Annotated in this window: 15 protein-coding genes; all 15 read left to right on the top strand. The window is 43.8% G+C overall.

Annotated elements, in window-relative coordinates:
- Positions 1-25: 25 nt before the first annotated feature.
- The 15 genes from ACFQV5_RS11650 (at position 26) to ACFQV5_RS11580 (ending at position 16,666) form a co-directional block, all read left to right on the top strand.
- Positions 26-973 carry a bifunctional riboflavin kinase/FAD synthetase gene (locus ACFQV5_RS11650; RefSeq protein ID WP_379246859.1) on the top strand — a complete coding sequence of 316 codons (948 nt, stop codon included), beginning with the start codon at positions 26-28 and terminating at the stop codon, positions 971-973.
- A gap of 178 nt (positions 974-1,151) precedes the next feature.
- Entirely contained in the window at positions 1,152-1,421 is a 270-nt protein-coding gene (gene rpsO / locus ACFQV5_RS11645) for a 30S ribosomal protein S15 (RefSeq protein WP_379246857.1), read from the top strand.
- Between the two features lie 297 nt (positions 1,422-1,718).
- Positions 1,719-3,812: a polyribonucleotide nucleotidyltransferase gene (gene pnp / locus ACFQV5_RS11640; RefSeq protein ID WP_379246855.1), complete on the top strand. Its 2,094-nt coding sequence runs from the start codon at positions 1,719-1,721 to the stop codon at positions 3,810-3,812.
- Between the two features lie 184 nt (positions 3,813-3,996).
- Positions 3,997-4,977 carry a polysaccharide deacetylase family protein gene (locus ACFQV5_RS11635; RefSeq protein ID WP_379246853.1) on the top strand — a complete coding sequence of 327 codons (981 nt, stop codon included), beginning with the start codon at positions 3,997-3,999 and terminating at the stop codon, positions 4,975-4,977.
- A 96-nt stretch (positions 4,978-5,073) separates the two neighbouring features.
- Positions 5,074-6,339 carry a M16 family metallopeptidase gene (locus ACFQV5_RS11630; RefSeq protein ID WP_379246851.1) on the top strand — a complete coding sequence of 422 codons (1,266 nt, stop codon included), beginning with the start codon at positions 5,074-5,076 and terminating at the stop codon, positions 6,337-6,339.
- On the top strand, positions 6,317-6,763 hold the full coding sequence (gene dut, locus ACFQV5_RS11625; protein ID WP_379246849.1) for a dUTP diphosphatase: 447 nt from the start codon (positions 6,317-6,319) through the stop codon (positions 6,761-6,763). Before ACFQV5_RS11630 ends, dut begins: the two co-directional genes overlap by 23 nt.
- A gap of 175 nt (positions 6,764-6,938) precedes the next feature.
- Complete coding sequence (gene dpsA / locus ACFQV5_RS11620) at positions 6,939-7,841, top strand: dipicolinate synthase subunit DpsA (protein ID WP_379246847.1); 903 nt, start codon at positions 6,939-6,941, stop codon at positions 7,839-7,841.
- A complete protein-coding gene (locus tag ACFQV5_RS11615; protein WP_379246845.1) occupies positions 7,838-8,434 on the top strand; it encodes a dipicolinate synthase subunit B in 597 nt (198 codons plus the stop codon). Before dpsA ends, ACFQV5_RS11615 begins: the two co-directional genes overlap by 4 nt.
- 14 nt (positions 8,435-8,448) lie before the next feature.
- Positions 8,449-8,640: a hypothetical protein gene (locus tag ACFQV5_RS11610; RefSeq protein ID WP_379246843.1), complete on the top strand. Its 192-nt coding sequence runs from the start codon at positions 8,449-8,451 to the stop codon at positions 8,638-8,640.
- Positions 8,641-8,707: 67 nt separating this feature from the next.
- The gene (gene dapG / locus ACFQV5_RS11605; RefSeq protein WP_379247013.1) at positions 8,708-9,922 is read left to right on the top strand and encodes an aspartate kinase; all 1,215 of its coding nucleotides are present in this window, start codon (positions 8,708-8,710) and stop codon (positions 9,920-9,922) included.
- A gap of 51 nt (positions 9,923-9,973) precedes the next feature.
- Entirely contained in the window at positions 9,974-10,855 is an 882-nt protein-coding gene (dapA, locus tag ACFQV5_RS11600; protein WP_379246841.1) for a 4-hydroxy-tetrahydrodipicolinate synthase, read from the top strand.
- 253 nt (positions 10,856-11,108) lie between these two features.
- A complete protein-coding gene (locus tag ACFQV5_RS11595; RefSeq protein WP_379246839.1) occupies positions 11,109-12,788 on the top strand; it encodes a ribonuclease J in 1,680 nt (559 codons plus the stop codon).
- Between the two features lie 194 nt (positions 12,789-12,982).
- Entirely contained in the window at positions 12,983-13,741 is a 759-nt protein-coding gene (locus ACFQV5_RS11590) for a ClpP family protease (protein ID WP_379246837.1), read from the top strand.
- Positions 13,738-13,983 carry a YlzJ-like family protein gene (locus tag ACFQV5_RS11585; RefSeq protein WP_379246833.1) on the top strand — a complete coding sequence of 82 codons (246 nt, stop codon included), beginning with the start codon at positions 13,738-13,740 and terminating at the stop codon, positions 13,981-13,983. The genes ACFQV5_RS11590 and ACFQV5_RS11585 overlap by 4 nt, the downstream gene beginning before the upstream one ends.
- 61 nt (positions 13,984-14,044) lie before the next feature.
- Positions 14,045-16,666 carry an FtsK/SpoIIIE family DNA translocase gene (locus ACFQV5_RS11580; RefSeq protein ID WP_379246831.1) on the top strand — a complete coding sequence of 874 codons (2,622 nt, stop codon included), beginning with the start codon at positions 14,045-14,047 and terminating at the stop codon, positions 16,664-16,666.
- Positions 16,667-16,812 lie beyond the last annotated feature (146 nt).

The following is a 16,812-nucleotide window of genomic DNA, read 5'->3' as shown; positions in this document are numbered from 1 at the left end:
TAAGTGAATTGCAGGTGAGAAGCACATGAAAATCGTTTCCATATCTTATCCGTTAACCTCGGAACAGAGGAATGACCTCGGCATCCCTCAAATAGCTGCGATCGGTCAATTTGATGGTATCCATTTGGGGCATGCCAGTGTTATTTCAACAGCTGTTGATTTAGCACGCGAAGAGGGAATACCTTCGGCTGTAATCACCTTTTACCCCCATCCGAAGGATGTGATGCGTAAAGGGAACTATGAAGGTTATTTAACACCTCAGCTGGACAAGCAGAAACTGCTTGCTGATATGGGCGTTGATATATTATATGTGGTGGATTTTAATGAGGAGTTATCTCAAGTCAGTCCTCAAGATTTCGTAACGGAAATGCTAATGCCCCTTCAACTTCATACGGCAGTGGTTGGCTTTGACTTCCGCTTTGGATTTAAAGGTGCTGGGCGCGCTGACATGCTTCATGAACTAAGCGGAGGAACGATTCAGGTTGTTACTGTTCCGCCTTTTCTTATAGATGGTGAGAAGGTTGGAAGTTCTTCGATTCGAGCAGCTCTCTATAATGGTCAGGTATCCGATGCGACTCGTTGGCTTGGGCGGTATTACCGGATTCGTGGTACCGTGATACATGGAGAAAAGCGGGGCCGGGCTTTGGGATTCCGCACGGCTAATCTGGAGCTCGAAGACCACTATGTTACTCCCGCTTTAGGTGTATATGCTGTATGGGCTCGCTGTAACTCCAATGATGATTGGCTACCGGGCGTTATGAGTGTAGGTCTAAAACCTACTTTCCATGATGGAATTGTGAAACCAATTTATGAGGTTCATTTACTTGATTTTGATGGAGATCTCTATGGTCAAACTATGGTTGTGGATGTGGTACAGTTCATTCGTAGAGAACTTAAATTCAACTCGGTAGATGAATTGATTAAAGGAATTAGAAGCGATGTGGACAAAACCAGGGAGATACTAGCGCGATAATTCTATTAGTTTAAAAAATATAGAAGAATAAATGGTTATCATATTTTCCTTTTTAAAAAAAGTATGATATACTCAAAAAGGTTGACCGGGTAATCCGGCACCGTAACCTTGGCTTGGTTGTTCGATCTCACCGTCGGTATCGAGGCCAATGGCGATTATAATGAAGGAGGTGAACAGGATGGCATTGACTCAAGAACGTAAACAACAATTGATTGACGAGCACAGAACTCACGAGTCCGATACAGGATCTCCAGAGGTGCAAATCGCTATCCTAACGGAAAACATTACGAACTTGACTGACCACTTGCGTACGCACAAGAAAGATCACCACTCCCGTCGTGGATTGTTGAAAATGGTTGGCCAACGCCGTAAGTTGCTTGCATACTTGAAAAACAAGGATGTTAAACGTTACAGCGCTTTGATCGAGAAGCTTGGATTACGCCGCTAATAATCCATAAGGTGTACGAAAGCAGCCTGGTTGTCCACTGTCCTCCTTGGAACGACAGCGGCGCAGCCGGGCTCTTTTTAGATTATAGGAACTGGGATATGTCTTTTGATTCTTGGTTCTTGATTGTTTGATATCGGGTTTAAATTGGATTCTTCCTGTACATATAGACTGAGGTACTGACCCGAGGACTGCCCTGTGTTTTTTGACGCATGGGTTGTCTTCTTATGAAGAATGCATATGTAGGTAATACTTGAAAGCAGTAGAGTAAAATACGAAGTCCTCAAGAGGAGGGGTTACATGGAAAAACGTGTTGAAATGATGTTAGGAGGAAGACCGCTAGTTCTTGAGACAGGCCGTTTGGCTAAACAAGCAAACGCAGCGGTTATGGTCCGTTATGGTGAGACAGCTGTTCTGTGTACAGTAACAGCATCAAGTGAACCGAAAGATTTGGATTTTTTCCCACTGACAGTTAACTATGAAGAAAGATTGTATGCTGTAGGTAAAATTCCAGGCGGCTTTATTAAGCGTGAAGGTAGACCGAGCGAGAAGGCAATTTTGTCTAGTCGTTTGACAGACCGTCCGATTCGTCCGCTGTTTCCTGAAGGTTTCCGGAATGATGTTCAGGTATTGAATCTGGTTATGAGTGTAGACCAAGACTGTGAGCCTGAAATTGCAGCAATGATCGGTACTTCGGCTGCCCTTAGTATTTCCGATGTTCCGTTTAATGGACCGATCGGCGGTGTAGCTGTTGGACGTATTGATGGCAAATTTGTCGTGAATCCAACGATTGCGGAACAGGAAGCTAGTGACATCTATTTGGTCGTAGCTGGAACGAAAGATGCGATCATGATGGTGGAAGCGGAAGCGAATGAAGTGCCAGAAGAAGTGATGCTTGAAGCGATTATGTTCGGTCATGATGAGATCAAGAGCATCGTAACGACCATTGAAGAGCTTGTTAGCATTGCAGGTAAAGAAAAAATGCAAGTGAAACTGCATGCTGTTAATGAAACAGTGAACCGTGAAGTTCGTGAATTTGCAGCAGAGCGTTTGGTGGAAGCCGTTCGTATCGCTGAGAAGCATGCTCGTCAGGATGCAATCGATGCGATTAACGATGAAACCTTCAACGTTTTTGAAGAGAAATACATTGAAACTCCTGAGCTTTTGAAAGATGTTAAAGAGGTTCTGCATGATATCGTAAAAGAAGAAGTCAGACGCCTTATCACACATGATAAAGTTCGTCCAGACGGTCGTGGTCTTTCCGAAATTCGTCCAATCGATTGTGATACAAGCCTATTGCCTCGTACACATGGATCGGGTCTGTTTACACGTGGTCAGACTCAAGCGCTTAGCGTTTGTACGCTTGGAGCACTTGGTGACGTGCAAATCCTTGACGGTATCGATTTGGAAGAGACTAAGCGTTTCATGCACCACTATAATTTCCCTCCGTTCAGTGTCGGTGAGGCTCGTCCTTTACGTGCACCTGGCCGTCGTGAAATCGGACATGGTGCTTTAGGTGAACGTGCATTGTCCAAAGTTATTCCTTCAGAAGTTGAATTCCCGTACACGATTCGTCTCGTTTCCGAGGTTATTGAATCCAATGGATCAACTTCCCAAGCTAGTATCTGTGCAAGCACACTTGCAATGATGGATGCGGGCGTACCGATTAAAGCACCTGTTGCTGGTGTAGCCATGGGATTGATCAAAGACGGTGATCAAGTTTCCATTCTGACAGATATTCAAGGCATGGAAGATCATCTCGGCGATATGGACTTCAAAGTGGCAGGAACTCCGGATGGTGTTACTGCGATTCAAATGGATATCAAAATTGACGGAATTGACCGTGGAATTTTGCAAGAAGCTTTGGAACAAGCCAAAGAAGGCCGTATGCACATTCTTGGCAAGATGATGGAAGCGATCGATAAACCAAGAGAATCTCTATCTCAGTATGCGCCTAAAATCATTACCATGAATATTAACCCGGACAAAATCCGTGATGTCATTGGTGCTGGTGGTAAAATCATCAATAAAATTATTGAGGAAACTGGTGTTAAAATCGACATCGAACAAGACGGTCGCGTATTTATCGCCTCATCTAATGCGGAGATGAATCAAAAAGCACTGTCGATTATTGAAGGTATTGTTCGTGAAGTGGCTGTAGGCGAAATTTACACAGGTACCGTAAAACGGATTGAGAAGTTCGGTGCATTTGTTGAAATTCTTCCGAACAAAGATGGTCTTGTTCATATTTCCCAACTATCTACTGAGCGTGTGGCTAAAGTGGAAGACGTTGTTGCGATTGGTGATGTGATTACAGTGAAAGTTACTGAAATCGATCAACAGGGCCGGATTAATCTTTCTCGTAAAGCTGTTCTGACAGCAGAAACGAAATAAGGATTAACTTACACAAATACCATTCATAATGAAGGAAAGAGGCAGAAATGTTTATTCTGGCTCTTTTTTTTATGGCTATCTACGTAATCCCTGAGAAGACCGCTACTTAATGAGGTTAAGGTACATAATACGTATCCTCGTCTCATAAAATGGGACAAAGCCAATAAAGGGGATGGATACGTCCATGAAGGGATTGAAGGTGGCTGTGCTGATTGCTGGCATCGCATCAGTAGCAGGAATCGCCGTATTTACGGGTTCTTGGGATTATATTAAACAGCTCGACCAGTCTAAAGGTTCGATACAATTAGAACAGCAAACTGCGTCTGTAGATGTAGAACTGCTGGGTGAGATTGAATCTGAAGCCGCAAAAACAAGAATTGCAGCTATAGATGCCAAGGTAGATTCCGTATGGAAAGCAGTGCCTGGTTATAATGGACAGGAGATCAATGTGGAAGAAACCTATAAGGGTGCAATTAAAAGAAAACCTGGCGAACCAATCCAGTATGTTTATCGACAAATACCAGCGAAGGTAAATCTTCAGGATCTAGGCGAACAGCCCATTTATCGTGGTAACCCGAATAAACCCATGGTTTCTTTCATGATCAATGTAGCTTGGGGTAATGAATTTATTGAGCCTATGCTGAACACTTTGGATGAGGAAAAGATTAAAACAACTTTTTTCTTAGATGGCAGCTGGTTAAAGAAGAATCCGGAGCTTGCAGCCGAAATTGTTAAAAGAGGCCATGAAGTGGAAAACCATGCATACTCGCACCCAAATATGAGTCAACTCAGTAGAGGACGGGCAGAACTAGAAATTGCTAAAACGCAGGATCTCCTCAAAGAAAGCTTAGGAGTGACCAACAAGTGGTTTGCACCACCATCGGGAGATTTTAATCAGCAGACCGTGTCGATCGCTTATGCACGAGGCTTAAAAACCGTTCTATGGACTCTGGATACAGTCGATTGGAGGAAGCCTTCTCCGGAATCAGTCGTGCAAAAGATAACAACAAAAGTAGAACCCGGTTTTCTCATACTTATGCATCCTACTTCATCTTCCTCAAAAGCTCTCAAAGGAATGATCCATGGTATACGCGCAAAAGGGTTGCATATTGGCACGGTAAGTGAAACGTTATCGCCTGAGCGAATTATGCCTTATGGAAGTTGAGCGTCTAAGTTAATTTTGATACAATGGATGGATGGCATCAAATCATAAATTTATATAGATTGAGTGAAACCAAGGAGCAGGTTAGGGGGGCCTTTCGTGAAAAAAATACAGCTGTCAAACGGCCTGAGAGTAGTTATGGAACAGATCCCTACATGTCGTTCGGTTTCTTTCGGGATATGGGTCAAAACAGGTTCTCGAAATGAATCGCTGGACAATAATGGGATTACGCATTTTATCGAACATATGATGTTTAAAGGTACGGAACGGTTCGATGCCCGTGCTATAGCTGAGGAATTCGATGCGATCGGTGGAAATGTAAATGCATTTACATCGAAAGAATATACTTGTTATTATGCTAAGGTACTGGATGAGCATCTTCCGATTGCTGTAGACGTGTTGTCGGATATGTTTTTTAATTCCCGTCTAGATCCGGAAGAGCTTGCGAAGGAGAAAAATGTTATCCTTGAGGAAATTTCCATGTACGAAGATACGCCAGATGATCTAGTTCATGATCTGATGTCGATGGCCGCATATGGTGATCATCCACTGGCTTATCCGATCCTTGGGACAAAGGAACGTCTCGAAGCAATGGACTCTGATCATTTAAGAGCGTATATGAACAGTCATTATACGATTGAAAATACGGTTATTGCTTTGGCTGGAAATATTGACGACAGCGTCATTGAACTGCTGGAGCGTCATTTTGGCGGTTTCAAGAATAGTGGTACAAGTCCGTTACTAACGGTACCAGATTTTCATGATGGACTATTGTTCCGCAAGAAAAAAACCGAACAGAACCATATTTGTTTATCTTTTCCGGGTAGCTCAATTGGTGATGAGCTTCAATATGCAATGGTGCTGCTCAATAACGCGATCGGTGGAGGCATGAGCTCCCGCTTGTTCCAGGAAATTCGTGAAAAGCGGGGACTTGCATATTCAGTCTATTCCTATCATAGTTCTCATGCAGACAGTGGCATGTTTACGATTTATGCGGGTACCGCACCGAAACAAACGAAAGATGTGCTTGAATTAACGAAAGAGATTTTATCTGATTTAGCGATAAACGGGATGACGGAGAATGAATTGCATAAAGGGAAAGAACAGCTAAAAGGAAGTCTTATTCTCAGTCTGGAAAGCACAGGCAGCCGCATGAACCGTCTTGGTAAAAACGAACTGATGATTGGCCGTCACCATAGCTTAGATGAGATGATAAAGCGTATTGAACAGGTGAACATGGATGACATCAATTCGGTATTAGATCGGATGTTCGAAACTCCATTTGCACTAGCGATGGTTGGTTCTTCAGACAAGGCGCTTAACAAAATTAGGAGGGACGAATTTGTTACATTACGTTCAAATTAAAAGATTATCAGGAAATGAAGATGTGAAATTACCAGTAAAAATGTCGGAGCTTGCTTCGGGGTTTGACCTGCATGCTGCTGTGGATGAGTCAGTAGTGCTGATGCCAGGAGAGCGAAAGCTGATTCCAACCGGGTTTGCTATTGCGATGCCAGGAGAGTTAGAAGCTCAAATTCGCCCACGCAGCGGATTAGCATTCAAGCACGGAATTACTTGCCTAAACACACCGGGCACGATCGATGCTGATTATCGTGGAGAGGTAAAGGTACTGTTGATCAATCTCGGACAAGAACCATTTACGATTGTTCGTAATGAGCGCATTGCTCAGATGGTATTCCAAACCGTGCCTAAGGTAGAATTCATGCAAGTGGACGAATTATCTGATACCGTTCGTGGAGCGGGTGGATTCGGACATACGGGCAAATAGAACGATAAGATTATGATCATGAACCGTTTCGGCAAATCACGCCGGGACGGTTTTTTTGTATGAATGTAGATGTAAATACGTAACAGCTCAAGTTTAACAGTTGCCTTTCTCACCTCTTTATAGGCCTGAGCATAAGATGGTCTATACATTGGTTTGGAAAGGAGCGACGCCTTGCATGCTGACAGGAGTCCGAACCGTTTTTATTGGCGGAGACGCACGGCAGATTGAGGTAATCCGTAAATGTATGGAGATGGATGCCTCTGTAGCAATAGCCGGATTTGACAAATTGCAGGATTCCTTCCAGGGAGTAGCCCGGGAGCCGCTCACAGCTGAGCTGTTGTCAGGTGCCGATGTTCTGGTACTGCCTGTCGTGGGTTGTGATGATGAGGGCCGTATTAGTGCACTTTATGCGGAAGGGCCGCTAAAGCTGGAGGAGGAACACATCAAAGCGATGCCTAAACACGCTGTTGTGTATACTGGCATGGCTAAGAGCTACTTGAGAGCTCTATGCGAAAAAAATAACATCAAGCTGGTTGAGCTATTAGAGCGCGATGATGTAGCGATTTACAATTCGATCCCTACTGCCGAAGGCGCGCTGATGATGGCTATTCAAAATACAGATTTTACGATTCATGGATCGACCAGTATGGTGCTAGGGATGGGACGGACTGGATTTACAATGGCTAGGAGTTTACAGGGATTAGGAGCCAAGATCAAAATGGGCGTCCGTAAAAGCGAACACTTCGCCAGAGCGGAAGAAATGGGCTGGAAGGCTTTTATGATCAAGGATCTCAGTACTCAATTGTCAGATATTAACCTGCTTTTTAATACGATTCCAACGATGATTGTTAATGCACAGATTATATCTAAGATGCCTCGTGATGCAGTCATTATTGATCTTGCTTCCGCTCCCGGCGGATGCGATTTCAGATATGCTGAGAAGAGAGGGGTCAAAGCCATGCTTGCACCGGGACTACCCGGAATCGTAGCTCCAAAAACAGCGGGCATTATCATGGCCAATACGTTAGTGGAGTTGATTTCAGAAGAAATCAAGATTCAGGGGGAGATGCATAAATGAACTGGAATGGTAAAACGGTAGGTTACGCTTTAACGGGATCACATTGCACATTTGATGAGGTTATGCCACAAATCAAGCGCTTTAAAGATGGAGGAGCAAATGTCATACCGATCGTATCAGGAACCATTATGACAACAGATACCCGATTTGGTTCATCGGAAAATTGGCAGAAACAGTTGAAAGAAATAACAGGTAATGATATTATTTCTACAATTGTTGAGGCGGAGCCACTCGGCCCTTCCAAGCTTTTGGATGTTCTGGTTATTGCTCCTTGTACAGGTAATTCGACGAGTAAATTGGCTAACGCCATGACGGATGGACCTGTGCTGATGGCAGCCAAAGCGCAAATGAGAAATTGCCGGCCGCTAGTGCTGGCTATTTCGACGAATGATGGTCTTGGACTGAATGCTGCAAACATCGCTAAACTGCTGGTTACTAAAAATATCTATTTTGTTCCTTTCGGACAGGATAATCCACAGCAGAAACCGAATTCACTCGTTGCCCGAATGGATCTTATTCCTGAAACTTGTTACGCAGCCCTAGAAGGGAAACAGCTGCAGCCGATGATAATTGAACGGTTTCATTCAGCATAGCTAATGCAACAGCAATGGAGACAGTTTTAGGTCTGATATCTCCTTGTTTAGCCCAACCATGCTACGACGGATGGTTTTACACTTGGAAGATTGAAAAGGTCCGTGAGACCAAAAATTATTGGGCGGCGAATCCCTATAAATACGGCTACCTGTGTGAATGCTGTGCAGATGCAGAAATAATCGTTCTAGATGAGCGGCCAGGCTAAACTGCTGGCCGTTTCATTAATCGGCGCCTTGTTTGAGTCTCCGGCAACAATAAACGGAGGAATTCTCATGCGCATTCTGGTTCAGAAATTCGGAGGCACCTCGTTGTCATCGCCAAAGGCGAGAGCTCATGTCATCGAACATATCCGTCGTGAGCTTGCCCAAAATTATCGATTGGTTGTTGTCGTATCCGCCATGGGACGAAAGGGCGATCCCTATGCGACAGATACGCTCTTAGATTGGAGCGAGCAGCATGGTAATGGTCTTCCGCCTAGAGAAAAGGATCTGCTGCTCTGCTGTGGTGAGATCATTTCGGCAGCTACGCTATGCAGCTTGCTTCAGCATGAGGGAATTCAAGCAACTGTACTAACGGGCGCGCAAGCCGGATTTGTTACAGATAACCAGTATGGTAATGCGCGTATTTTGGATGTTAGACCAGACAGAGTAAGAGCAGAACTGGAGAAATTTGAAGTTGTAATCGTGACCGGATTCCAAGGGCAAACCGAATCCGGCGATTTTACTACGCTGGGACGAGGGGGTAGTGATACATCTGCTACAGCACTAGGTGCTGCATTGCGAGCAGAAATGGTTGATATTTATACGGACGTAAATGGCATTTTAACGGCAGACCCCCGAATCGTTGAAGATGCCAGACCGCTTAGCCTGGTGAGTTATTCAGAAATATGCAATATGGCGCATCAGGGTGCGAAAGTTATTCATCCGCGAGCTGTTGAAATTGCTATGCAGTCACTGATTCCGCTTCGTGTCCGTTCGACTTTTACAGATACGGAGGGAACCCTTGTTACGCAGCGAGATGGATTTAAAGATATGGCAATGGGAATCGTTGACCGCTATGTAACCGGAGTCGCTTATGTTAGTAACATTACTCAGATTTCCGTGGAATGTGATTGTACAGAAGGCCTTCAATTGAAAATATTTAGGACGATGGCAGAGAACTCGATAAGTGTTGATTTTATTAATGTTACTCCAACAGGAGTTCTGTATACCATATTTGATCGTGATTCAGAACGAGCCATCTCTGCTTTGCAGGAATTAAAGTTGAAGCCAAAGAGTTTATCTGGCTGTGCTAAGGTCTCTGTGATTGGTGGAGGGATAAACGGGGTTCCTGGTATCATGGCTACCATTGTTGAGGCACTGAGTGAGCATGATATTTCAATACTTCAATCTGCGGATTCTAACACAACGATATGGCTGCTTGTAAAGAAGGAAGATATGGTTCAAGCGCTGAGAGCGCTGCATGGTAAATTTGAGCTTCACCGGTAGAATTGTCGAGAATAGATATTTTTTGCCGGTACTAGTTGAGGAGGAATCACAGTGGATTTTGGTAGATTAATTACGGCAATGGTTACCCCTTTTAATGCGAATGGTGAGATTAATTGGGACGAGACTTCAAGACTAATTGATTACTTAATTGAAGAACAAAAGACAGATTCGATCGTGGTTGCAGGAACGACTGGTGAGTCCCCAACTTTAAGTGATGATGAGAAGCTGAAGCTGTTTCAGTTTGTTGTTGAGCATGCAGCTGGAAGAAGCAAGGTTATTGCTGGAACAGGAAGCAACAATACTGCACACTCCGTTGAGCTTACTCAAAAAGCAGAGCAGTGTGGAGTCGACGGAATTCTACTTGTGGCTCCGTACTACAACAAACCGAATCAGGAAGGCATGTTCTTGCATTTTAAAGCCATTGCAGAATCCACTAAACTTCCGATCATGTTATATAACGTACCAGGACGAACTGGAGTTAGTATAAGTGCTGCTACTACGCTAAGACTTGCTCAAATACCAAATATCGTAGCTACCAAGGAGTGCGTTTCATTAGACCAGATAACGCAGATTGCTGCTGGTGCCCCAGAGGGCTTCATCACATATTCAGGTGATGATTCTTCTGCGCTTCCCGCTCTGTCTGTAGGTGCTTATGGAATTGTTAGCGTGGCTAGTCATATAGCAGGTAAACAAATGAAGGATATGATAGAGGCGTACGTCCAAGGCAATGTTCAAGAAGCAGCAAAGTTGCATCAAAAACTGTTCCCTCTGTTTAAAGGATTATTCGAATGCCCGAATCCACTACCTAATCCATCCGCAGTCAAATTTGCGCTTATTGAGAGAGGCTATCAGGTTGGAGGAGTCCGTTTACCACTGATTTCTCCAAGTGAAAGTGAAGCTGCTTATATCAGGAAAGTGCTAGAAGACTTGTAATTTAATCGGTATTATAGTCGAATTTTGTACATTTATACCATAAATCCCGAAAACCCGCCTTCTTGAGCAAAGAAGGCGGGTTTTCTTTTATAAAACTCTGCTTTCTAAGGGTATCCTATGCCTTACTGGGTGGGTGACTTGTGTTTTCACTTTTTCATCATGTATAATGAATTCAAGTGACTGGGTGCGGTATATTTTTGAAATTTAATATAACATTGGTGGACGTCCAAAACTTTAGGAGGGTTAGATTGATTTGTCAAAAAAAATAAATAGCGATAAACTATCGATTTTTGCCTTGGGCGGCGTCGGCGAAATCGGGAAAAATATGTATGTCATTCAATATGCAAATGACATCGTTGTCGTGGACGCGGGCTTGAAATTTCCAGAAGAGGACATGCTAGGAATTGATATTGTTATTCCTGATATTACCTATTTAACTGAGAATCGTGATAAAGTGAGAGGTATTTTGCTAACTCACGGACACGAAGACCATATCGGTGGATTGCCTTACGTATTGAAGCATCTGAATGTACCAGTGTATGGTACAAAGCTGACTCTCGGACTCGTAGAGAACAAGCTGAAAGAAGCTAATTTGCTTGGTGAAACGAAGCGAATTCTTATTCATGCGGATTCCGAAATCGAGCTAGGCAGCACTTTGAAAGCTACATTTTTCAAAACAAACCACAGTATTCCGGATTCGGTCGGCATTTGTATCGACACACCGGAAGGCAGTGTAGTTCATACCGGTGACTTTAAATTCGATCATACTCCAGTCAATGACCAGTATGCCGATTTGCAGCGTATGGCTGAAATCGGAAGTAAAGGTGTTCTGGCACTACTGTCAGACAGCACGAATGCAGAAAAACCGGGCTTTACCCCATCTGAGAAAAACGTTGGCATCGTTATGGAAGATATATTCCGTAAAGCGGAACAACGTGTAGTAGTAGCTACCTTTGCATCGAATGTACACCGGATCCAGCAGGTAATCAATGCTGCAGAGTCAACCGGACGGAAAGTAACCGTTATTGGTCGTAGTATGGTCAATGTTGTATCGATCGCATCTGATTTAGGTTACCTCCACATACCAGATGGAATGCTGATTGAGCCTGAGGAAGTTAATAAAATGGCAGCTGACCGTGTAGTTGTTCTTTGTACAGGTAGCCAGGGTGAGCCGATGTCTGCATTAACACGTATGGCGCGTTCAACGCACCGTAAAGTGGATATTCTGCCTGGAGATACCGTAATTATTGCTGCGACACCAGTACCGGGTAACGAGAAATACGTAGGTCGTACGATCGATGAACTGTTCCGTCTCGGTGCGAATGTTATTTATAGCGGTTCCAATTCTGGAGTGCATGTATCTGGTCATGGTAGTCAAGAAGAGCTTAAGCTCATGTTGAACTTGATGAAACCGAAATTTTTCATTCCTGTACATGGTGAATTCCGTATGCAGCGTCGACATGCTTTACTCGCTGAATCGGTTGGCGTTGATCCAGACAATATTTTCATCACAGATCTAGGTGAAATTGTTGAAATTCAAGGTGGTTCTGCACGTAAAGCTGGTAAAGTAACTGCAGGTAATGTACTGATTGATGGCTTGGGCGTGGGTGATGTAGGAAATATCGTACTTCGTGATCGCAAATTGTTATCTCAAGATGGTATTTTGGTTGTGGTTGTTACGCTTAGCAAACAAACAGGTTCCATTGTATCTGGACCTGATATTATATCCCGTGGTTTTGTATATGTGCGAGAGTCGGAAGGTTTATTGGAAGAAAGTAACCGAATCGTATCAAGTACTTTACAGAAATTGATGAGTGAGAATGTGAACGAGTGGGCTTCCCTTAAAACAAGCGTGAAAGATGCTTTGGGTCGTTTCCTCTATGAGCAAACGCGTCGTAGACCGATGATACTTCCAATTATTATGGAAGTTTAATTGAACACGCGAACAGAATAATTAGGCACACAGTCGCCCCTTTCGCAGGTAATATTGGACGGTTTTCTGCGAAGGGGGCTTTTTGCGTTTTTTATAAAGGACAAATTGTACTATAAAGGGATAATCCGGTATGTGTTTTTGCCATACTACACAATAGCGTAAGCAAGATTATGACTATAAGGCAGGGTGTAGATATGGATAAGAAATTGATGAACAGTAATAAAACAAGCGAAACAGGCGTGCCAACAAATCCAACTGAAGACAATAATAAACCGACTGTAATCGATTCAATACAGCAATTAGGTCAAACGGGAGTGCCTGCAAGCACAGAATCTAATATTTTTTGTATGACGATTATCGGTCAAATTGAAGGGCATCTCGTCCTTCCGCCACAAAATAAAACAACAAAGTATGAGCATTTGATTCCACAGTTGGTTGCTGCTGAGCAGAATCCTCGGGTTGAAGGGCTGCTTATTATTTTGAATACGGTTGGCGGAGATGTTGAAGCTGGGCTTGCCATAGCAGAAATGATTTCCTCTCTGACAAAACCAACGGTTACGGTTGTCATTGGTGGAGGGCATAGCATCGGTGTACCGATTGCGGTAGCTTCGAGTTATTCTTTTATAGCAGAGAGTGCAACGATGACGATTCATCCAATACGCATGAGCGGATTGGTCATAGGTGTTCCGCAGACTTTTGAGTATATGGAGAAAATGCAGGAGCGAGTTGTAAGGTTTGTAACGTCCCATTCGGGGATCACGGAGGATCAATTCAAAGCGTTGATGTTTAAGACAGGAGAGTTGAACCGGGATATCGGAACAGCTGTGTCAGGTAAGGATGCAGTGAAATACGGTCTGATGAATGAGGTGGGGGGCATTGGGCAAGCATTGGCTAAATTAAACGAGTTGATCGGGGAAACAAAGAATGTTAGTTCAGGAGGGATAACCCAATGACGCTCTATACCGTAATGCCAGAGGATCTTGTGTGGCAGAATGGAGCTTCTTATGAACCTGCACCCACCTTGGAAATCCAATTAGGTGGTCTTCTCATGCAGGTCGAACCAATGAGCGACAATAAAGCAAAAATTATTCGATTGCTAAATTGTGAACTAGCAGATTATTTGAATCCGCAGTATGCCCCAGGCAGTATAGTATCCTTTTTACCTGTCATTGAACAAAATAGGGCTAAAGTCTGAAAACAGAACATAGGTACGCCACCCGAAAATATGTTATAATATGGCTTCGGGGGTGACACTATTGGCAAAACGCAAGAAAAAGAAAAGAGCCGTATTTGCCTCGGTTCTTAAATATGAAATTTATGGAATTATACTGATGACACTCTCCGTGATCGCATTATCCGGAGAAGCTCCGGTAGGACGCTCTTTATCGAAGATGTCAGGATATCTACTTGGAAAATACTATTTTGTAATCCCCCTGGTTGGTGTATTTTACGGTTTAATGGTCATGATTCACAGGAAATGGCCTAAGCGCTGGAACAGCCGCCGTACTGGTATTCTTCTGTTAGTCTTATCGCTGACCTTGATGAGCAGTATTAGTGGACTGGAGCCCAAACTGGGCCCGATCGGTCAATTGAGTTCAAGCAATGTGCTTGCTCAGATACATAGTGATTTACAAGGAGAGCTTCTTCACGGTAAAGCAGACGGAAATCACCCTGTAATGGGTAGAGATATTAGCGGAGGATATGTTGGTGCTTTGCAGTTTTCTCTGTTACTAATGTTCTTTGGTGTCATTGGTGCACGGCTGATCATGATTGTGATGCTGTTCATCAGTTTTATGCTGATTACTAACCTATCTTATGTCGATCTCATTCGAATGCTGCGGGTTCGTCTTGTGAAAGCAGGCAAGCATCTCCAAAAGAGAATGAAAGCGACACAGACGAAGTCCAAAGCTTCGACCACATCAAGGAAGAAAAAGCCTCAAGTCATTCCGGAATACGAGGATGATGACGGTGATGATCTGGATGATGTGGAGATGCCACTATCGAGTAAGAAATTGTCTCCTGTATTTTTTCAGTTATTTGGAAACAAACAGTCGAAGAACAAAGCTGTTCAAGATCAGCTTGCTCATGATGATGAAAGCCAAGACAGTAAGTTTAACTTGGGAGCAGAAGGTTTCTCTCAAGATGACGTTTTAATGGATCCATTAGATTATGAGGCTTCACCGCTACAAGCGGATCCATCACCTTCATCACCTATTATTCGTGATTTCTTTGAACAAGTGAAACATGAAGGTGTTGTAGAAGAAGAGGAAATGGATGATCTGGATACCGAACCTCTTCAAGCAATGACACCGGATGAGCCATCTATGGACTCTGGAGACATGGAATCAGGCTCTGTCTCACCGGTGTCGGAAGTAGAGTTAGCTTCATCAGAATCTCCTAAAGGAGAGTCAGAGCAGGAGGCGAGTCCTGCTTCACCGCCACCACCGCCACCGAAACCATATAAGCTTCCTTCATTTCGTTTGTTGTCCAAGCCTAGCAATGGCGGGAAGTCGGGTGATCAGAAGGATTATATGCAGACAGCCCGCAAGCTAGAAGCAACTCTCGAAAGCTTTGGGGTTCGTGCTAAAGTGCTGGAGGTTGTACGTGGTCCATCTGTGACGAGATATGAAATTCAGCCGGATATCGGCGTGAAGGTAAGCAGAATTGTTAGTCTCACAGATGATATTGCACTAGCTTTAGCAGCGAAGGACATCCGGATGGAAGCACCTATCCCTGGGAAATCTGCGATTGGTATAGAAGTTCCGAACAATGAGGTTTCTATAGTAACAATGCGGGAAGTCATGGAGACACCGTCCTTTCAGGATGCGCAATCCAAACTGTCTATAGCTTTCGGGCGAGATATTTCTGGACAGACCATTGTCGGTAATCTGGCTAGGATGCCCCATCTACTAGTGGCAGGTGCTACGGGCTCTGGTAAATCGGTATGTATTAACGGGATTATTACAAGCATTCTCTATAAGGCAAAACCTGATGAAGTAAAGTTCCTGATGGTTGACCCTAAGATGGTTGAGCTAAATGTATATAATGGAATTCCTCATCTCTTGGCCCCGGTTGTGACAGATCCTAAACGGGCGTCGTTAGCCTTGAAGAAAATTGTAGTGGAGATGGAGAAACGTTATGAACTGTTCTCCAAGTCAGGTACAAGAAATATTGAAGGTTATAACACACTGATGAAGGATAATTTGCCCGCCATTCTACCATATATTGTCGTTATCGTAGATGAGTTGGCTGATTTAATGATGGTAGCAGCACATGATGTTGAAGAGGCTATTACACGTCTTGCGCAGATGGCACGTGCTGCGGGTATTCACTTGATTATTGCTACCCAGCGTCCTTCTGTGGATGTCATTACTGGCGTCATCAAGGCGAATATTCCTTCGCGGATCGCCTTCGGCGTCTCCTCACAAGTCGATTCCAGAACGATTCTGGATATGGCTGGAGCAGAGAAACTTCTTGGACGAGGAGATATGCTGTTCATGCCGATGGGATCGTCGAAGCCTATACGGGTTCAAGGTGCATTTATGAGCGATCAGGAGGTAGAGAACATCGTAGGCTTTGTAAGGGACCAAGGACAAGCGGAATATGATGAGTCTCTCGTTCCTGAAATCGATGAATCTGGAGTTTCTGATGATGAAGTGCTCGATGAGCTGTATGACCAAGCGGTAACTATTATTTTGGAAGCCAAGCAAGCTTCCGTCTCTTTGCTTCAGCGGCGTATGAGAGTGGGTTATACACGAGCTGCGCGTTTGATTGATTCCATGGAAGCTCGAGGTGTGATCGGTCCATACGAAGGCAGTAAACCACGTGAGGTATTAATGTCGATGGAGCAATATCAGCAAAGTCGGGTCAGTTCATAAGTGAGAAATCTAATTAGACAGGTATCTTTTTGCATGTTTTATGCGAAAGATACCTGTTTTTTGTTCCCGATGAGAGTGGGCTATATTGTTTCTTTCTAATATTACAATGATTTTTAAAGGTCTATTTGCTTCTCTTGGAATATCGT

This window comes from Paenibacillus sp. GCM10028914 (assembly GCF_042666275.1).
Lineage (GTDB): Bacteria > Bacillota > Bacilli > Paenibacillales > Paenibacillaceae > Paenibacillus_AQ.
This window is presented reverse-complemented; position numbering and strand designations above follow the sequence as displayed.